Source organism: Peribacillus tepidiphilus, assembly GCF_009466385.1.
In the GTDB taxonomy this organism is placed as follows: Bacteria; Bacillota; Bacilli; order Bacillales; family DSM-1321; genus Bacillus_BN; species Bacillus_BN tepidiphilus.
On record NZ_WIAQ01000022.1, the window covers coordinates 15,760 to 33,098 of the forward strand.

The following is a 17,339-nucleotide window of genomic DNA, read 5'->3' on the forward strand; positions in this document are numbered from 1 at the left end:
TTTTTCTGTAATGGAAAAAAAGAAGAATTCATTCCTTTTGAATAGTATCATTACGTTAACACGCCAGGTGGTCAGCATAATAATTGGCATGCTATTACTTATTGTTATTGCTAGGGCCCTTGGTCCGAGTGGACAAGGTAAATATACTTTAATTACTTACTTGCCGCTCATGTTAATGACATTTCTAAACTTAGGTCTCAACACTTCAACCATTTACTTTGTCAGTAAGAAGGAAATTGAGCTTAGAGAAGCATTTGTTACAAGTGTTTTATCAGCTCTCCTCCTATCTTTCATAAGCATCGTAATAGGACTTATGATCATTTTAATATGGGGCGATAGTAAATTCTCTAGTGTGGATTCGACCATATTATTATTAAGCCTTTGTGCACTACCGTTTATGTTTTTAATGATCTTTTTGCAAACGATTTTTCAAGGAATCCAAAATTTCCGTTTGTATAACACGGTTTTAGTGATTCAGCAATTTGGAACTCTTTTCTGCATGGTGCTGTTCCTCTATATTTTTAAATTTGAGCTGATAGGTGCCGTTTTATCCTTTGTATTAGGGTATACCTTATCAGTATTGTATAGTATAGTTATGCTGTTTAAATGGTATAAGGTTGAGTTTTCATTACGTTATTTTTCTTGGAGCTATGTAAAACAAGCTATATCATATGGGTTAAAAGCTCACATAAGCAATATGATGACCTTCTTAAATTATAGAATGGGGGTTCTCATACTTGGGGCGTTTCTTTCACCGGCAGCTGTAGGAATTTACACTGTAGCGGTTAATTTAGGAGAAAAGATCTCTATTTTTTCCCAATCTTTTTCTCAAGTTTTGTTACCGAGGATTGCCTCTTCTAACAAAGAAGAAGATCGTAACAAAATTACAGCACTTGTGAGTCGCTCCATTTTTGCTTTTATTATTTGTGTGAGTGCTGGAATCTTTCTTTTTTCCGATATTATCTTGCTATTATTTGGTAAAGAATACGCTGAAAGTTCTTTTATATTAAAATGGTTATTGCCTGGGCTTACTGTATTAGCAGTTGAGAAGATTTTATCGAATGATCTTGCCGGCCGAGGAAGACCTGATTTAAACATGTATGTTTCGTTTGCTAATGTCGGAATCAACCTTTTATTGAATCTTTTATTCATTCCTAAATTTGGTGTAACAGGTGCAGCCCTAGCATCGTCTATAACATATATCATTAGTTTTATGATGAAAGTGTTCATTTACGGAAGTGTGACAAAACAAGCTGCCAAAGAGTTTTTGTTAGTAAAAAAATCGGATATAAAAATGTTCATGAGCATTTTAAAGAGTCTCAAAAGAAAAATAGCGTAAATAAAGTTGTTGAGGTGAATAAGGATGTCTGTTTTAATAACCGGTGGTGCGGGATTTATAGGAACATTCACCAAAAAAGCATTGAAAGATCATGGCTACGAAGTAATATTGGTAGACAATTTTGTAACAGGTGATCGTAACAATATTGATCATGATGACATTCTCATCGAAAAAGACATAAGGGACGATGATTTATACGATTATTTAAAGGATTATAAAATAGAATCTATTATTCACTTGGCAGCTCAAACCAGTGTTCCAGATTCTGTGGAGGATCCGATTTATGATGTAAGTGAGAATATAGAAGGAACAGTCAAAATGCTACAGCTGGCAAAGAAACTAGGAGCAAAGCGATTCCTGTTCGCATCTTCTGCAGCTGTTTATGGAGATAATCCAGCATGCCCTTTAAAAGAAACTGAAATGATGGCACCTACCTCTCCATACGGATTATCGAAAATGACAGGGGAGCACTATATTCAACTTTTATGTAAACAGTATGGAATAGAGTACACGATTCTTCGTTATGCCAATGTATTTGGTCCGAAGCAATCAAATGATGGAGAAGGCGGAGTAATTAAGATTTTTATAGATAAAATAATAAAAAATGAAACTCTGCATATTTTCGGTGATGGCGGTCAAACAAGGGATTTCATTTATGTTGAAGATATTGCGGAAGCCCATTTACTGGCCTTGAAAAATCCCGGCGGTGTCTATAATGTCAGTACAAACACAGAAGTATCAGTTAATCAGCTAGTTGAAATTCTAAAGGTCATTTCTGGTGAAAATTTTCCACTCGAGTATACTGAGCCTAGAAAAGGGGATATATACCGAAGCTGTTTAGATAACGAGCGAATTACCAAATGTTTTTCATGGAAGCCAAAGTACTCATTAGAAGAAGGGTTAAAAAAGACATTTGATGCCTTTATTGAGAAAAATAGCCAATAATTTCAGCTTAAAAGTAATAATGTAACAGTACTGCAACATCTCAAATCTTTATTTATAATATTTTTCGTGTAATATAATGCTGTAGGAAAATTGATAACAATGAAAGCAAAGGTGAAAGATCATGATTCGTTTTGCGATCGTAGGCTGCGGTCATATTGCAAAGAAGCACGCAGAAGCTATTAAGAATAGTGAAGGAGCTCACTTTTATGCAGTATGTGATACAGTGGAAGACAAAATGAAGCCTTATATAGAGGAATATGGAGTTAAAGGATATAATAGCCTAGAGGATTTGTTAAATGATCCTGAGGTAGATGTTGTGAACATTTGTACTCCTAGCGGCTTCCATGCCAATATTGCTGTTCAGGCTGCAGAGGCAAAGAAGCATGTAGTGGTAGAAAAACCTATCGCGTTAACGCTTGAAGATACTGATAAAATAATGGATGCATGTAAGAGAAATAATGTGAAGTTAGCTGTTGTACATCCAAATCGATTCCGTCCAGCTTTTATTAAGTTGAAAAAGTGGATGGAGGAAGGTCGTTTTGGTAAATTAAGCCATGCTAATTGTACAGTTCGTTGGAATCGAAACCAAGCCTATTACGACCAAGCACCTTGGAGAGGTACAAAATCTTTAGATGGCGGAGTTCTCATGAACCAAGCCATACATAATTTAGATTTGTTGATTTGGCTAATGGGTGATGTGGAAGAAGTATATAGCATGGACGCTACTCGACTTCGAAATATTGAAGCAGAAGATGTTTCTGCAGGCGTTGCTCGTTTTAAAAGCGGTGCATTAGGTGTAATTGAAGCAGCTGTAACCATCTATCCGAAAAACTTCGAGGAATCCATCAGTATTTTTGGAGAAAAAGGAACGATAAAAATTGGTGGGCAAACCGCTAATTTCATCGAACATCTCGTGATGGAAGGCCTTTCGGAAGAAGAAGTGGAGGCTTTGAAAGCTGAAATCAAAGAGAATCCATTTGGCAAACCAGGACATCAATGTATTATTGAAGATATGGTTGAGGCAATCAAAGAGGATCGAGAGCCTGTTGTGACAGGTGAGGATGGAAAACGTGCACTTCAGCTTGTGGTTTCACTATATGAATCTGCTGAGTCACGAAAACCAGTCATCCTAGGTTAAATTTGAAAGGAAAGAGGTTAATCATATGGCTACTGAGCTAAATCAAACTGCTAAAGAATTATTGAATAAAATTGAAACAAAAGAAGCAACCATTGGTGTTGTCGGACTTGGTTATGTGGGACTTCCTCTTGCTGTTGAAAAGGCAAAAGCAGGCTATAAAGTGATTGGTTTTGATGTTCAGCAAAGCAGAGTTGACCAAGTGAACAATGGGATTAACTACATCGGGGACGTTGTGGACGAGGATTTAAAAGCCATCACAGAATCTGGACAACTCAAAGCAACAACAGATTACTCTCTCATTAAAGAAGTCGACGCTGTTGCTATTTGCGTTCCTACTCCACTTGATACTTATCAGCAACCAGATACATCCTATGTTGAAAATTCAGGAAAAGAAATTTCTAAATACATGCATAAGGGCATGCTGATCGTTTTAGAAAGCACTACCTATCCTGGAACGACGGAAGAGGTTCTGAAGCCGATTTTAGAAAGTACTGGCTTAAAAGTAGGACAAGACTTCTTCTTAGCCTACTCTCCAGAACGCGTAGATCCAGGTAACAAACACTTTAATACAAAGAACACTCCAAAGGTCGTTGGTGGGGTTACTCCAGCTTGTACGGACATTGCAGCTCAACTTTATAAAAATGTCCTTGAGGGAGATGTTCACACAGTATCAAGCCCTGCTGTAGCAGAAATGGAAAAAATTCTTGAAAACACTTTCCGTCATATTAATATTGCATTAGCAAACGAAATGGCGATCCTATGCAACAGAATGAATATCGATGTATGGGAAGTAATTGATGCTGCAGCAACGAAGCCATATGGATTTATGCCATTCTATCCAGGTCCAGGACTCGGTGGCCATTGTATCCCAATTGACCCATTCTATTTAACATGGAAAGCAAGAGAGTACAATTATCATACTCGCTTAATTGAGCTTGCTGGTGAAATCAATAATGCTATGCCTGAGTTCGTTGTTGACCGCTGTATGAAAATTTTGAACGAAGATAAGAAATCCTTAAATGGAGCAAAGGTATTAGTTCTTGGAGTTGCATACAAGAAAGATATCGATGACATGAGAGAATCCCCAGCTCTTGATATTATGACTTTATTAACGAAAGCTGGAGCAGACTGGAAGGCAGTCGATCCATATGTAAGTCAGTTTAAGCTGAATGGAGAAATTATTAAAACGGTTGAATTAACACCTGAAGAGCTTGAACAAGCAGACCTTGTTCTTATTACAACGGATCATTCTAACTTTGACTATGACCTAATTGCTACTAAATCTTCTGTTATTTTTGATACAAGAAATGCATTGAAGGGTCATACCGACAAAGCAAAAAAATACTACCGTTTATAATCTTTAAAGAACCAGGCCACAGTAATGGTCTGGTTCTATTATGAAAAAGAGAGGCTAAACAATGAAGGTATGTCACTTAACATCCGTTCATCCTCCTGAAGATATTCGTATTTTTGTTAAAGAATGTGTTTCTTTGTACAAAGGGGGGCATGATGTCTCGCTTATTGTAAGAAACAGTGAGACATATGAAAAAGATGGAGTCAAAATAATAGGCGTAACTGCTAATGCCTCCAACCGATTTATCCGAATGGTGAAAGGACCAATGGCAGTATACAAAAAAGCCTTGGAAGTAGATGCTGACGTCTATCATTTCCATGATCCGGAGCTTATACCTGTTGGACTACTCCTCAAACGAAAGGGGAAAAAAGTAGTCTACGACGTTCATGAAGACGTTCCGGAGCAGGTTCTTTCTAAACAATGGATTCCTGGACCGTTAAGAAAGTTCGTTTCAAATGTGGTAAAGCAAGTTGAAAGGTTTGCTTCTAAACGGTATGATGCAGTTGTAACTGCTACTCCAACAATTAATGATCGTTTTAAAACCTATACACCGAATAGTGTCATCGTTCATAATTTTCCGATCATGAGCGAGTTAATGGGGAATACTGAGAACGAATTAAATGCAAGTTTAGAGAATGATCAAAATAGTAAAGAACCTTATGTCATTTATGTAGGCGGATTGACAAAAATACGAGGGGTTTTGGAAATGGTGGATGCCATTTCTGAATTGAATGCTGTACATAACCCCCGTACAAAGCTGTATCTAGCAGGGGCCTTCGCACCTGCGGAATTACAACGAGAAGTAGAAAAAAAGCAAGGCTGGAACGATACTGAATATCTTGGCTTCTTGAATAGAAGTCAAGTCAAGGAATATTTGTCACAGGCCAAACTAGGATTAGTATTGCTTCATCCTGAGCCGAGATATATGGTATCTTATCCAATAAAAATGTTTGAATATATGGCAGCTGGCATCCCGGTTGTAGCAGCTAATTTTCCACTTTGGAAAAGCATTGTAGAGGGTGCACAATGCGGATTAACGGCAGATCCTATGAATCCAAAAGAGATTGCTGAAGCGATGAAATGGATATTAACTCATCCAGAAGAAGCAATTGAAATGGGGAAAAACGGGCAGAAAGCCATTGCGGAAAAATATAATTGGGAAAAAGAGAGCGAAACGCTGTTACAGCTGTATGACAGGTTAGCAAACTAGCCGGAAAGAGGGACAGTTTTGAAAATCTGGATACTAAACCATGTTGCTTTAAAACCGAATGAAAAAGGAATTACTCGACATTATGATTTAGCGAAATTCATGGTGGAAAAAGGTCATAGCATCACGATTTTTGCTAGCAGCTTCTTAGCCTATTTATTTGAATGGAGAAATCCGAAAAAGAAAAATTATCATGAAGATGTAAACGGAGTTTCTTTTGAGTGGGTTTGGACATTGCCATATAAGGGAAATGGACCGAGACGAATCCTAAACATGATCAGCTATTTGTTCACAGCTACCTATAGAGGCTGGAAGAAGAAAGAAAAGCCGGATGTTATAGTTGGTTCTTCCGTTCATCTGTTTGCATGTTTAGCAGGCTATATTTTAAGCAAAATCAAGAGAAGCCATTATGTAGTGGAAATTCGAGATTTATGGCCTAGAACCTTAATAGAATTTGGAGCCATGAGTGAATACCATCCTGTTGCTGTTATGTTCGGCATCATTGAAAAATTTGTATACAAGAAAGCTGAAAAAATCATCGTAACTTTACCAGGTGCTTATAAATACATTACAAGCCTTGGTGTACCAATGGAGAAAATTGAGTATATTCCTAACGGTATAGATTTATCAAAGGTAAAAGAGTTCGAGAACAAGTCTTCTCTTGAAGAGGATATCTTAAAGATCAGAGAAAAGTATAAAAACATTGTGATGTATGTAGGATCCCATGGAATAGCCAACTCGCTCGATACCATTTTAGATTCATCGGATTATTTACAAAGGCAAGATACAGCCTATATATTTGTTGGTGAAGGTCCAGAAAAACCTGCTTTAATGAAGAAGGCTTCTAAAAAAGAGAATGTTTTCTTCTTTAATGCCATACCAAAACAGGAAGTGCTTTCTACTTTAAGACTTGCTGATGTCCTTGCTGTATCGATGTTAGATACACCATTGTATCGATTTGGTATTAGTTTAAACAAGTTGAATGATTACTTGTTATCAGGGAAGCCAATTCTTTTTGCTGGAAAGGTGTATAATAACATTGTGGAAATGGCGAAGGCAGGTATTACTGTTGCACCTGAAAATCCTCGTGAATTTGCTGAGGGACTGGACAAGCTGCTGAACTTAACAGAGGAAGAAAAAATCTCGATCCAGCGTAATGGCTTTGCGTACCTTAAAGAAAATCACGATATGGAAATGCTGTCAAATAAATTTTTACATATTTGCCAGAACCTATTAACGCATAAAGAAAGAGGTAATGAATGATGAAGCAAATTCCAATGTTAGATTTAACAGAACAATATGCGAACTTAAAAGAAGAGATTCTTACTTCCCTTGATCAAGTTATGTCTAAAGCACATTTCATTTTAGGGGAAAATGTTAAGAAGCTTGAAAGAGATGTTGCTGAATATAGTAATGCTTCTCATGGAATCGGCGTAGCAAACGGAAGCGATGCATTAAATATCGCTTTAATGGCATGCGGTGTAGGACCTGGAGATGAAGTAATCGTCCCTTCCTTTACTTTCTTTGCGACTGCTGGGGCAGTAGCTCGTACTGGTGCAACTCCTGTATTTGTTGATATTAATCCAAAAACTTTCAATATTTGCCCTGAGTCAATTGAAAAAGCCATTACTCCTAAGACAAAAGCCATTATACCAGTACATTTATATGGTCAAATGGCTGATATGGATGCAATTAAAGCTATTGCAGATCAGCATAATCTTTATATCATCGAAGATGCTGCACAAGCAATTGGTGCTGAATATAAAGGCAAAAAGGTTGGAGAGTTAGGCACATTAGCTTGCTACAGCTTCTTCCCAACTAAAAACCTTGGAGCATATGGCGATGCAGGAATGATCATCACAAGCGATGACGAGCTTGCAGAAAAATGCCGTGTGATTCGCGTACATGGAAGCAAGCCAAAATATTACCATCACATTCTTGGATATAACAGCCGTTTGGATGAAATGCAAGCTGCTATCTTAAATGTTAAATTCCCTCATCTAAATGATTGGAGCAAACAAAGAAAAGAGAGAGCAAAAACCTATACAACATTACTAAAAGAAGCTCTTGGTGATCAAGTAGTAACTCCATTTGAAGAAGAATTTAACTATCATGTGTACCATCAATACACCATTCGTGTTGAAAGAAGAGACGAGCTGCAAGCCTTCTTGAAGGAAAATGGAGTATCAACAATGGTTTACTATCCGCAGCCGCTGCACCTTCAGCCAGTGTTCTCTTACCTTGGATACAAAGAGGGAGATCTGCCTGAGACAGAAAAAGCAGCGAAGGAAGCCATTTCTCTACCAATGTTCCCTGAACTAAAAGAGGAACAACAGCAATATGTAGTAGAGAAAATTAAAGAATTTTATTCTGCAAAATAATACTTTTAAAGGGAAGGGTACTATGAAACCTTATTCAATAGGTCAAAACGTGATTATTAAAGAAAATGTTACATTTGGGGAAAACGTTGTGATCGGGAACAATGTTATCATATATGAAGGCGTTCAAATTGGTGACAATGTTCTCATCCAAGATAATGTTGTCATTGGAAAGCAACCTTCCAGAGCTAAAAACTCCATTCTTCCAGAAGTCAAAAAGCTCCCTCCTACCATCATTGGATCGGGCTGTACAATAGGTACTTCTTCTATCATTTACGCCAATGCTACGTTAGCAGAGGATGTATTTGTTGCTGATTTAGCGACAATCAGAGAAAGAGTTACTGTTGGGCCACAAACGATTGTTGGAAGAGGAGTAGCAATCGAAAATGATTGTAAAATCGGTAAAAAATGTAAGTTAGAAACAAATTGTTATATTACTGCCTATTCCGAGCTTGGTGATTATGTCTTTGTCGCTCCTTGTGTAGTAACGACAAACGACAACTATATGGCAAGAACAAAAGAGCGCTTTGATAAATTTAAAGGTGTGACAGTGAAAGACGGCGGAAGAATTGGAGCTAATGCCATCATTCTTCCAGGAAAAACGATTGAGGAAGATGGAACGGTTGCGGCTGGAAGTATCGTTACAAAGGATGTAAAGAAGGAAGAACTAGTGCTTGGTTTCCCTGCTAGGAAGATTAGGGATGTTCCACCAGAACAACTTTTGAGAAATCAATGATTTTTTAAATAGGAGGCTGTTTGAATGCAGCCTTCCTTACTTTTAGGAGTGAGATTAGTGGCGGCAGTACCGAGAAATATACTTCAAGCTATTTTAGGTTGCGGAATCTCCTTAACCTTAGCATTAATTCTTGCTCGCATCCAGGATCATCGGCTTTTGCTATTTGCATGTGCAGGATTCTTAGTTCTATGCTGTACGCTTTTTTTAAAGTTTTATAAGGACGAGTTTTGGAAGGGCAGTGACATTCCAAAAATACTCTTAAGTTTGACAATTTTTTCTTCGTTTATAGGTCCATCCATCATTTCTGTAAAGGTCAGCTCATTTTCACTATTTCCTTATAGAATATTGATAGTAGCATTGGCTGGGATATACATGATTCAAGTTTTGAAAACAAGAAGAATGATTTCTTTTCAAAACTTGCAAGTAAAGCCGATTCTAGGTTTTTTCTTTTTTTGGATGATGTACGGCATTTTTGCGGTAAGCTGGTCCATATCCCCTATGGATAGTATAAAAGAGCTTGTTTATTTGATTACTGGCATCTTAATCATTTTCTATGTATTGCATCTTTATTCTGAAGAAAATAACTATCGGGAGTTTTTTGTCATATGGATTCTGATGGGGCTGTTTTTAATGGGGATCGGACTCATAAACAATCTTTTGCAAATCCATCTTCCTATCTCGCGAATATATTCAGCACCACTCTATCAGAAGACGATTCCGACTTCTGTCTTTGTGAATGAAAATGATTTTGCAAGCTTTCTTGCGATTAGTTTTTTCTTTTACGTATCGTTGATCAAAAACGGGAAAAAATACATTTATTCTATAATCGGAATAGTAGGAGTTTTACTTTCCCTTTATCTAATCCTAGTGACTTCATCAAGGGCTAATTACATTGCCATTGCAATGGGAGCAGTATTTTGGTTCCTGTTTGTGTTAAAAGGAAGAGAAAGACGTATTTTAACATACCTTGGGATTCCTGCTGTCCTTGCCGTTGTATACCTCTTTTATAATCAATTGAAAAGCCTGTTTGGCATGATTGCCACGCAAGTGTTGAGTTTGTTGCCCGGTGGAGGAGATGAAGGCGCTTCAGTCAATATTCGTCAGAATCTATTAAAAAATGCAAAGGTTTTTATTGAGAATACATTTGGTTTTGGGATCAGCCCAGGTACTGTAGAGCGATATATGAAGGAATATAGCGTTTTTAATACCCATAATGACTTTAATATTCATAATTGGTGGGCTGAAATATTTGTTCATTATGGATTTATCGTGTTTGGCGGATATGTTCTAATTTTTGTCTATCTCATTTATTGTTTGATAAAAATCAATCGGGCATTGCAAAAGGAAAAACAATCCATGATTAGTGAAGCCCTATTGTGCAGTTTGGTTGTTTTTATTTTTGCAAGCATCAGCCCTAACTCTTTTATGGCGTTGAATTATAATTGGCTGCTAGTTGCTTTTGCGATTGGATATGTCAATATTTATTATCATTATGTAAAAAATAACGGGAGGAAACAATGCTAACTGAAGCTTTTCACCGTATGAAGAATAGAATAAGAAAACTTGCATTATTATTAATTGCAATCCCTCTTTTAACTGCTGCTATATCGTATTATTTGGAATTAAAAACCCCGGTAGTTTATACTGCAAAATCAGAAATAAGACTCGGTAATATGGAAAATGAACGCCTTACAAGTCAAAGCTGGGTTGATTCCTATATAAAGTCGTCCGATTTTCTTGGGAAAGTTTTCAAAGATGAAGAAATATCAATTGAAGAAATTAAAGGCAAGTTAGAAATCACGCAAAATAATAAAGACATCCTTCAAATCCATTACACTTCTAATGATAAAGAAAAAGCGGATCATGTTCTAACTAAAATAGTGGACGCTTTCATGACTGAATCAAAATCGCTTTATGATCGAAAGAAAAACCTTATTGAAGATAAGATTGCAAAAACTGAAAAACTTGAATCTCCTGAAGAAAGTGTTAAAAAACAAGAGTTTTTGTTTGACCTTGAAATGACCCTAATTAATTTAAGAGAGACTCAAGTGTTAGAACCAGTAACTGTATCAGAAGGTTATAAAAACCCTCTAAAAAGAGGAATCTTTGGCTTGATTATGGGTTTAATGGTAAGTGCCTTTTTGGTAATAGTACCTGAGCTATTTGTGAATAGAGATTAATATGGAAACATTGAGCAATGAAGAAGTTGGAATTCTATTTGGGTAAGTGAACAGCACCTATTAAAGTAGAGTCGAAAATCCCTATTCGGGTAATGAACTGCACCCCTTAAAGTAGATGTTGAAAAAACCCTATTCGGGCAACATTGCTTTAAAGGGGTGATTTATTTTGATAAAAGGGAAAAATATACAAAAAACGCATTTAATTGGGACTTAATTCTGTACATAATAGTCGTATTCACATTTCAATCTACTCTTGAGCTCATTACCATTTGGGGTAAGGCTGCTCCTCGCACAGGTTAATTCCTGCTGACGACCGATATGTGTGAGCTGACGACCGATATGTGTGAGCTGACGACCGAAATATTGGGCTGACGACCGATATATTGCTACTGACGACCGATATATTGCTGCTGACGACCGATATAATGGATCTGACGACCGATATATTGCTGCTGACGACCGATATGTGTGAGCTGACGACCGAAATATTGGGCTGACGACCGATAAATTGAAGCTGATGACCGATATATTGGGCTGACGACCGATATATTGCTACTGACGACCGATATATTGCTGCTGACGACCGATATAATGGATCTGACGACCGATATATTGCTGCTGACGACCGATATATTGAGCTGACGACCGATATATTCGATTGACGACCGATATATTGATCTGACGACCGAAATAATGGGCAGACGACCAATATATCGATCCTGATGACTGGGTATCTTCCCTCTAATTACCTATTAATTAAAAAAATAAGAAATTTTAGAAGGAAAGTTCATAAACATGAAGAAATTTTATATAGAATTATGAAAGGAGTAGATTTTTTTGATAATAAAAGAGAGAAAAATTCCAATTAGGATTTTAATGCTTGAAGCATTAGAAAGGCGGTTACCCTTAAATCATTCAAAAACGGGGAAAATTAAAGAAGACTTGGCGAAAAGAAAAGCTGGATTTCATGGAGAAGAATCTTTGGACTACTATTTAAAAAAACTTCCTCAAAAAGAGTACCTTATACTCAATGACCTTCGTTTAATAAATGAAGAAAATCCTTTCCAAATAGACACTCTGATTATATCCTCTCGCTTTGCACTCATTTTGGAAGTGAAAAATATCTCCGGTACATTGTTTTTTGATACTCAATTTAATCAACTGATCCGTACTTTAAACGGCGAAGAGCACGGCTTTCAAGATCCTCTTTCCCAAGTTCAATATCAAAAATCCAATCTAATTAAATGGCTCGCAAAACAGCAAATTGTAGAGCTTCCAGTTAAATATTCAGTAATCATCAGTAATCCTGCCAGCATTATAAAAACTTCGCCCCATACCAAGAATGTACACCAATGTGTATTTCATGTCTCTGAACTATTGAAAAGACTTCAATCATTTCAAGATCAATTTGAAAAAGAAATCCTACCCCCAAAAGAGTTAAAAAAAGCTGCTCGTCTTCTATTAAAGAACCACATTTCTGAAGAGATAAATATACTTGAATCCTATAATATAGACAGATCAGAGCTGCTTACTGGTATTCAATGTCCGAACTGCTCTCGATTTTCGATGAAAAGAATAAAAAGAGCCTGGCAATGTCCGATTTGCAAAACCCGCTCTAAAAATTCCCACGTACAGGCCCTCATGGATTATTTCCTCTTAGGGCACCGCACCATTACAAACAAGCAATTATGTTGGTTTCTTCATTTACAATCTTCCGATATCGCCAAAAAAATACTCAAGTCGATGAATCTTCCTTTTAAAGGGTCAAATAAAGGCCGAATATACTGTCTTCCCGAAAATTTTTTTGCACAGCCTGAGCTCCTTCATCAGTTATCTAAAGTTTACTACCAATAATTAAATATCCGTAAAAACCTTTATACGCAGTAAAATAAATAGAATCTGTATAATAAACGTTTTAGCTCCAAACCTCTTTAATCTGAAGATTTTATTCCATTTTTTCTAATAAAAATACACAGTTTCGTGAACGATTTACCGCTCCTGATGCCAAAAAAATTGGATCTGATGACCGAAATATTGGATCTGACGACCGATATGTGTGGGCTGACGACCGATAAATTGGATCTGATGACCGATATGTGTGAGCTGACGACCGATATATTGCAGCTGATGACCGATATAATGGATCTGACGACCGATATATTCGACTGACGACCGATAAATTGAAGCTGATGACCGATATGTGTGAGCTGACGACCGATATATTGGGCTGACGACCGATATATTGGGCTGACGACCGATATAATGAATCTGACGACCGATATAATGGATCTGACAACCGATATTTTACCGCATACGCCCGATATGTGATACATGGTAACCGATCTATCCGACTGATAGGCGTTTAAATCAGTTGGATTGAGTGTGAAATATACTTTGTCTACACGTTTAAGATCGTAAGAGAAAGAAAAAAGGGACAGAAATACCTTAATGTATCTCTGTCCCTTTTAATTTATTGTTCGTCTTCCTGAGAATTATCGTCTGATTCATCTGTAGGAAGGTCTAAGTGGCTTCTTAGCTCTGATTTCACCATTTCTAGCTCTTCTTCATCCGGAATAAAATAATAGATGTTTCGTTTAGAGTAATAATCTTCACCTTTTAACTCCAATTGTTTTATTTTTGAAGTGTTAAATTCAGAGTATTTTTTCCGGAAGGCGATGGCTTCTTTGATTGACATGTTTGTTTCTACATTTTCTCCTACTACTTCAGCAAGATCATCTATTTTCCATAAGATTTTAGGAGAAGAAAGACGATCAATAAGACCTATCACAATTTGCCTTTGTCTTTCGTTTCGACCGAAATCTCCTCTAGGATCTTTCTTCCTCATCCTCGCATAAACTAAAGCTTCTTCACCGTTTAGCTCTTGTAAACCCTTTTTAAAATAAAATCTTTCCCATTTACTATTAATATCATTAAAACTAAAAGGTACTTCTACTTCAACACCGCCGAGTTCATCAACGATATTCACAAACCCCTTAAAATTGACGGAAACGTAATAGTCAATAGGAATATTTAAAAAGTTCTCTACCGTACGAATTACCCTATCTTTGCCGCCAGTTGCATAAGAATGATTGATTTTATCCTTTTTATCGAGATCAGCTATTGTTACCATCGTATCTCGAGGGATACTGAGTAGCTTCATGGTCTGTTTTGTGGGGTTGAACGTAGCAACTAAAAGTGTGTCCGCTCTTCCAGTATCGTGTTCTCCTGAGTAATCTTCAATTCCCATAATTAAAACAGAGAAGGGATCATTTGATACATAAACAGGTTCTTCTCTTAATGCCGAGGTTTTACGTTCTTCATTATAACTATTGTTAAGAGCTTGATACGTTTTAATTCCCATGTAACTGAAATACGTTACAGCGGTCAGGAGAACAAGGAATAAAAATGTTAGTATGCGTTTTTTAGTTTTTTTCTTTTTCTTTTTATAGACAATCCTTGTCATCGATTTATTATTGTTATTCATTAACTAAGCCATCCTCTTTATTAATAAAAAATTATCCACAAACATTTTAACATAAAAGAATTTTATCTTCTTTTTCTTTTTGTAGTCAATTTAAACATTTATGTTAATAAAATTTCTTTATAAAGCTGTGTACCTTCTTTAATAGAAGCTTGTCCATTCGTCAGCTCCGTCATCCACGCGCGGAAGTTGTCTTTTTGCCCTTCTTCCACGTATGTTTCTATTTCGACGGTGTCAAGATAATGGATGTCTTTAATCGTATAGACAGAGGAGCGAAGTTCGTTTTCGATTTTACCGAGCCAGGTGTAGTCGATTTTAGTATGCATGACACGCATCAGCTTTCGGCGAACAATGCCTGTTGCTGCAAGCCCTTCAGAGGTAGCTTTCCCATAGGCACGGATAAGACCGCCGCCACCAAGCTTAATTCCTCCAAAGTAGCGTGTCACCACAACAACTGTATCCTTTAAGCCTTTTTTCTTAAGCACTTCTAGCATCGGAACGCCGGCTGTTCCACTTGGTTCCCCGTCGTCGTTTGCTTTTTGAATTTGGTCATGCTCGCCAATTAGATAAGCTGAGCAATTATGCGTTGCATCCCAATGCTTTTTCTTGATCTTTTGAATAAACTCCTGAGCTTCTTCCTCTGTCTCAGCTCGATCTATATAGGCAATAAAACGGGATTTCTGGATTACAATCTCATGCTCTCCATATCCCTTCACTGTTAAATACTCTGGAAGCATATGATCTCTCCTTTTCGCAGGGTATTACCCATTTTCTTAGGGCTATTTCCCGAATATTTATTATATCGGTAATCGGTGAATGTATCAATGAAGGAGGGGTTTGTAGGCAATCGGTACTGTGAGGATTTACTCATTGTTTATTCGTTTGATAAAATTATTTAACAATAGCGATATTGTAACGAATCGTGAAGGTTCTGTAATGAAACTTTAATATAGAATAGGTTATTGCATGATATAATAGGGAAGGCTCTAACGGCAGGAAAATATTATTTTAACATAATAAAAGTCCGAGCTATAGCCCTTACATAGTTTTTAATGGATTTCATTTCTCGTTCTCATTTTCGGAATATTTTTCCGTATTAGGAGCATTTATGAAAAGATATGTGTGAAATAGAACAGGATAAAAGACATATGGATTTACTTACTTAGGTTGGATATGCTCAGAGAAAAGCTATAAAATTAAAGGAAGACAAATATAAAACAGATGGGTATTAAGAATAACTTACGCGATTCTGGCATGATGGAAGACCTAAGTTTAGCATAATCTCGAATCTACCTAATTATTTTCTTAAGCGGAGGAACTAGGTACAATGAAAAAGGTTGACATAAAAGCATTAGATAAAATCCTCGAAAAAATGGTAGATACGGTTGATAGCAGTAAGAAAGAAATTTTTCAAATTGGGGAACAAAGTCGTCGTGAGTTCGAAACTTTATCAGAGGAGCTTAAGCATGTTAAACAATTGGTCGTTCAAGTGATAGAAAAAGGGGATCGGCTTGAAATAAATGCAAGGCTTGCGAGAAAAAGATTATCCGAAGTCAGCATGCAGTTTAATCGCTTTTCAGAAGAACAAATTCGCGAGGCGTATGAAAAAGCTCATGCCTTACAGGTGGAGCTTCAAATGAACCGTCAAATGGAAAAGCAGCTTCGCAATCGCCGAGATGATCTTGAACGAAGGATCTATGGCTTACAGGCAACCATTGAACGAGCAGAACACCTTGTATCGCAAATCAGCATTGTTTTAAACTTTTTAAAAAGTGATTTAGCCTTTGTCGGCGAAGCTTTGGAAGATGCAAAAAGAAAGCAGGAGTTTGGCTTTAAAATTATTGAGGCCCAGGAAGAAGAGAGAAAGAAGCTTTCGCGTGAAATTCATGATGGACCTGCTCAAATGCTTGCTAATGTCATGATGAGATCAGACCTAATTGATCGAGTGTATCGAGAAAGAGGCTCTGAAGAGGCATTGAAGGAAATCAAAGACTTAAAGCGCATGGTTCGGAATGCTTTATACGAGGTTCGTCGGATCATATACGATTTAAGACCTATGGCTTTAGATGACTTAGGTCTTGTTCCGACCCTCAGAAAATATTTACAGACTGTCGAAGAGTATAATAGGTCTACAAAGATTACTTTCTTTAACCTTGGGGAGGAAAAAAGACTCTCTACTAATCTGGAGGTCGCTTTATTCAGGCTCATCCAGGAATCTGTCCAAAATGCCTTGAAGCATTCAGGTGCAAGTGAAATCCAAGTAAAGCTTGAAATTAAGAAAACTCATGTACTTGCCGTCGTAAAAGATAATGGCAAAGGCTTCGATGTTGCGGTAAAAAAGGAAGGCACTTTTGGATTGATGGGCATGAAGGAACGTGTTGAGCTTCTTGAAGGGGAAATAACGATCGATTCCAAGCCGGGAAGCGGGACAATCATCATGATTCAAGTTCCTATAAAGGGTTGAGGAAAAAAATGGATTTCCATCTGTTTATGATGGAGTTTGTTATATCGGACAAGCTATAATAAATGTGGACGCATTACTAATGAAACGCTGAAAAGTATGAAACGAAATGTTGAACAA

The 17,339-nt window shown here is 37.1% G+C and carries 16 protein-coding genes; 12 read left to right on the forward strand and 4 right to left on the reverse strand.

All coding sequences use genetic code 11. The annotated features are described in order from the left end of the window. Window positions 1-10: 10 nt before the first annotated feature. The 10 genes from GD441_RS11915 to GD441_RS11960 all read left to right on the forward strand — a co-directional run bounded on the left by GD441_RS11915 (window position 11) and on the right by GD441_RS11960 (window position 11,277). Window positions 11-1,339, forward strand: a complete 1,329-nt coding sequence (locus GD441_RS11915; RefSeq protein WP_153126663.1) for a flippase — start codon at window positions 11-13, stop codon at window positions 1,337-1,339. Window positions 1,340-1,363: 24 nt separating this feature from the next. Next, window positions 1,364-2,284: an NAD-dependent epimerase/dehydratase family protein gene (locus GD441_RS11920; RefSeq protein WP_153126664.1), complete on the forward strand. Its 921-nt coding sequence runs from the start codon at window positions 1,364-1,366 to the stop codon at window positions 2,282-2,284. Between the two features lie 121 nt (window positions 2,285-2,405). Continuing rightward, window positions 2,406-3,422 (forward strand): Gfo/Idh/MocA family protein, encoded by a 1,017-nt coding sequence (locus GD441_RS11925; RefSeq protein WP_153126665.1) that lies wholly within the window; start codon window positions 2,406-2,408, stop codon window positions 3,420-3,422. A gap of 25 nt (window positions 3,423-3,447) precedes the next feature. Then, the gene (locus tag GD441_RS11930) at window positions 3,448-4,779 is read left to right on the forward strand and encodes a nucleotide sugar dehydrogenase (protein WP_153126666.1); all 1,332 of its coding nucleotides are present in this window, start codon (window positions 3,448-3,450) and stop codon (window positions 4,777-4,779) included. Window positions 4,780-4,840: 61 nt separating this feature from the next. After that, window positions 4,841-5,986 (forward strand): glycosyltransferase family 4 protein, encoded by a 1,146-nt coding sequence (locus GD441_RS11935; RefSeq protein WP_153126667.1) that lies wholly within the window; start codon window positions 4,841-4,843, stop codon window positions 5,984-5,986. A gap of 18 nt (window positions 5,987-6,004) precedes the next feature. Further along, window positions 6,005-7,246: a glycosyltransferase family 4 protein gene (locus GD441_RS11940; RefSeq protein WP_153126668.1), complete on the forward strand. Its 1,242-nt coding sequence runs from the start codon at window positions 6,005-6,007 to the stop codon at window positions 7,244-7,246. Continuing rightward, entirely contained in the window at window positions 7,243-8,364 is a 1,122-nt protein-coding gene (locus GD441_RS11945; protein ID WP_276567789.1) for a DegT/DnrJ/EryC1/StrS family aminotransferase, read from the forward strand. The genes GD441_RS11940 and GD441_RS11945 overlap by 4 nt, the downstream gene beginning before the upstream one ends. 22 nt (window positions 8,365-8,386) lie before the next feature. Beyond that, window positions 8,387-9,097: an N-acetyltransferase gene (locus GD441_RS11950; protein ID WP_153126669.1), complete on the forward strand. Its 711-nt coding sequence runs from the start codon at window positions 8,387-8,389 to the stop codon at window positions 9,095-9,097. A 24-nt stretch (window positions 9,098-9,121) separates the two neighbouring features. Next, window positions 9,122-10,621, forward strand: a complete 1,500-nt coding sequence (locus tag GD441_RS11955) for an O-antigen ligase family protein (protein WP_153126670.1) — start codon at window positions 9,122-9,124, stop codon at window positions 10,619-10,621. After that, a complete protein-coding gene (locus tag GD441_RS11960) occupies window positions 10,615-11,277 on the forward strand; it encodes a YveK family protein (RefSeq protein ID WP_153126671.1) in 663 nt (220 codons plus the stop codon). The genes GD441_RS11955 and GD441_RS11960 overlap by 7 nt, the downstream gene beginning before the upstream one ends. Window positions 11,278-11,539: 262 nt before the next feature. On the opposite strand, the gene GD441_RS11965 is transcribed toward GD441_RS11960, so the two are convergent. Then, entirely contained in the window at window positions 11,540-11,986 is a 447-nt protein-coding gene (locus tag GD441_RS11965) for a hypothetical protein (protein WP_153126672.1), read from the reverse strand. Window positions 11,987-12,114: 128 nt separating this feature from the next. On the opposite strand from GD441_RS11965, the gene GD441_RS11970 reads away from it, so the two are divergent. After that, complete coding sequence (locus GD441_RS11970; RefSeq protein ID WP_153126673.1) at window positions 12,115-13,131, forward strand: nuclease-related domain-containing protein; 1,017 nt, start codon at window positions 12,115-12,117, stop codon at window positions 13,129-13,131. A gap of 91 nt (window positions 13,132-13,222) precedes the next feature. Here GD441_RS11970 and GD441_RS11975 read toward each other — a convergent pair whose 3' ends face one another. The 3 genes from GD441_RS11975 to GD441_RS11985 form a co-directional block, all read right to left on the reverse strand. Further along, a complete protein-coding gene (locus GD441_RS11975) occupies window positions 13,223-13,573 on the reverse strand; it encodes a hypothetical protein (RefSeq protein ID WP_153126674.1) in 351 nt (116 codons plus the stop codon). Window positions 13,574-13,747: 174 nt separating this feature from the next. After that, window positions 13,748-14,761, reverse strand: coding sequence for an LCP family protein (locus GD441_RS11980; RefSeq protein ID WP_225434216.1), 1,014 nt, complete (start codon window positions 14,759-14,761; stop codon window positions 13,748-13,750). Between the two features lie 98 nt (window positions 14,762-14,859). After that, entirely contained in the window at window positions 14,860-15,495 is a 636-nt protein-coding gene (locus GD441_RS11985; RefSeq protein WP_153126675.1) for a YigZ family protein, read from the reverse strand. A 590-nt stretch (window positions 15,496-16,085) separates the two neighbouring features. Here GD441_RS11985 and GD441_RS11990 point away from each other — a divergent pair. Next, window positions 16,086-17,222, forward strand: a complete 1,137-nt coding sequence (locus GD441_RS11990) for a sensor histidine kinase (protein ID WP_153126676.1) — start codon at window positions 16,086-16,088, stop codon at window positions 17,220-17,222. The last annotated feature ends 117 nt before the right edge of the window (window positions 17,223-17,339 follow it).

What these genes read in the sequence shown, in the direction of transcription:
- GD441_RS11960 (WP_153126671.1), top strand. Translation starts at nt 10,615, where the DNA reads ATGCTAACTGAAGCTTTTCACCGTATGAAGAATAGAATAAGAAAACTT.
- GD441_RS11930 (WP_153126666.1), top strand. Translation starts at nt 3,448, where the DNA reads ATGGCTACTGAGCTAAATCAAACTGCTAAAGAATTATTGAATAAAATT.
- GD441_RS11955 (WP_153126670.1), top strand. Translation starts at nt 9,122, where the DNA reads ATGCAGCCTTCCTTACTTTTAGGAGTGAGATTAGTGGCGGCAGTACCG.
- GD441_RS11915 (WP_153126663.1), top strand. Translation starts at nt 11, where the DNA reads ATGGAAAAAAAGAAGAATTCATTCCTTTTGAATAGTATCATTACGTTA.
- GD441_RS11990 (WP_153126676.1), top strand. Translation starts at nt 16,086, where the DNA reads ATGAAAAAGGTTGACATAAAAGCATTAGATAAAATCCTCGAAAAAATG.
- GD441_RS11935 (WP_153126667.1), top strand. Translation starts at nt 4,841, where the DNA reads ATGAAGGTATGTCACTTAACATCCGTTCATCCTCCTGAAGATATTCGT.
- GD441_RS11950 (WP_153126669.1), top strand. Translation starts at nt 8,387, where the DNA reads ATGAAACCTTATTCAATAGGTCAAAACGTGATTATTAAAGAAAATGTT.
- GD441_RS11925 (WP_153126665.1), top strand. Translation starts at nt 2,406, where the DNA reads ATGATTCGTTTTGCGATCGTAGGCTGCGGTCATATTGCAAAGAAGCAC.
- GD441_RS11980 (WP_225434216.1), bottom strand. Translation starts at nt 14,761, where the DNA reads ATGAATAACAATAATAAATCGATGACAAGGATTGTCTATAAAAAGAAA.
- GD441_RS11920 (WP_153126664.1), top strand. Translation starts at nt 1,364, where the DNA reads ATGTCTGTTTTAATAACCGGTGGTGCGGGATTTATAGGAACATTCACC.
- GD441_RS11945 (WP_276567789.1), top strand. Translation starts at nt 7,243, where the DNA reads ATGATGAAGCAAATTCCAATGTTAGATTTAACAGAACAATATGCGAAC.
- GD441_RS11985 (WP_153126675.1), bottom strand. Translation starts at nt 15,495, where the DNA reads ATGCTTCCAGAGTATTTAACAGTGAAGGGATATGGAGAGCATGAGATT.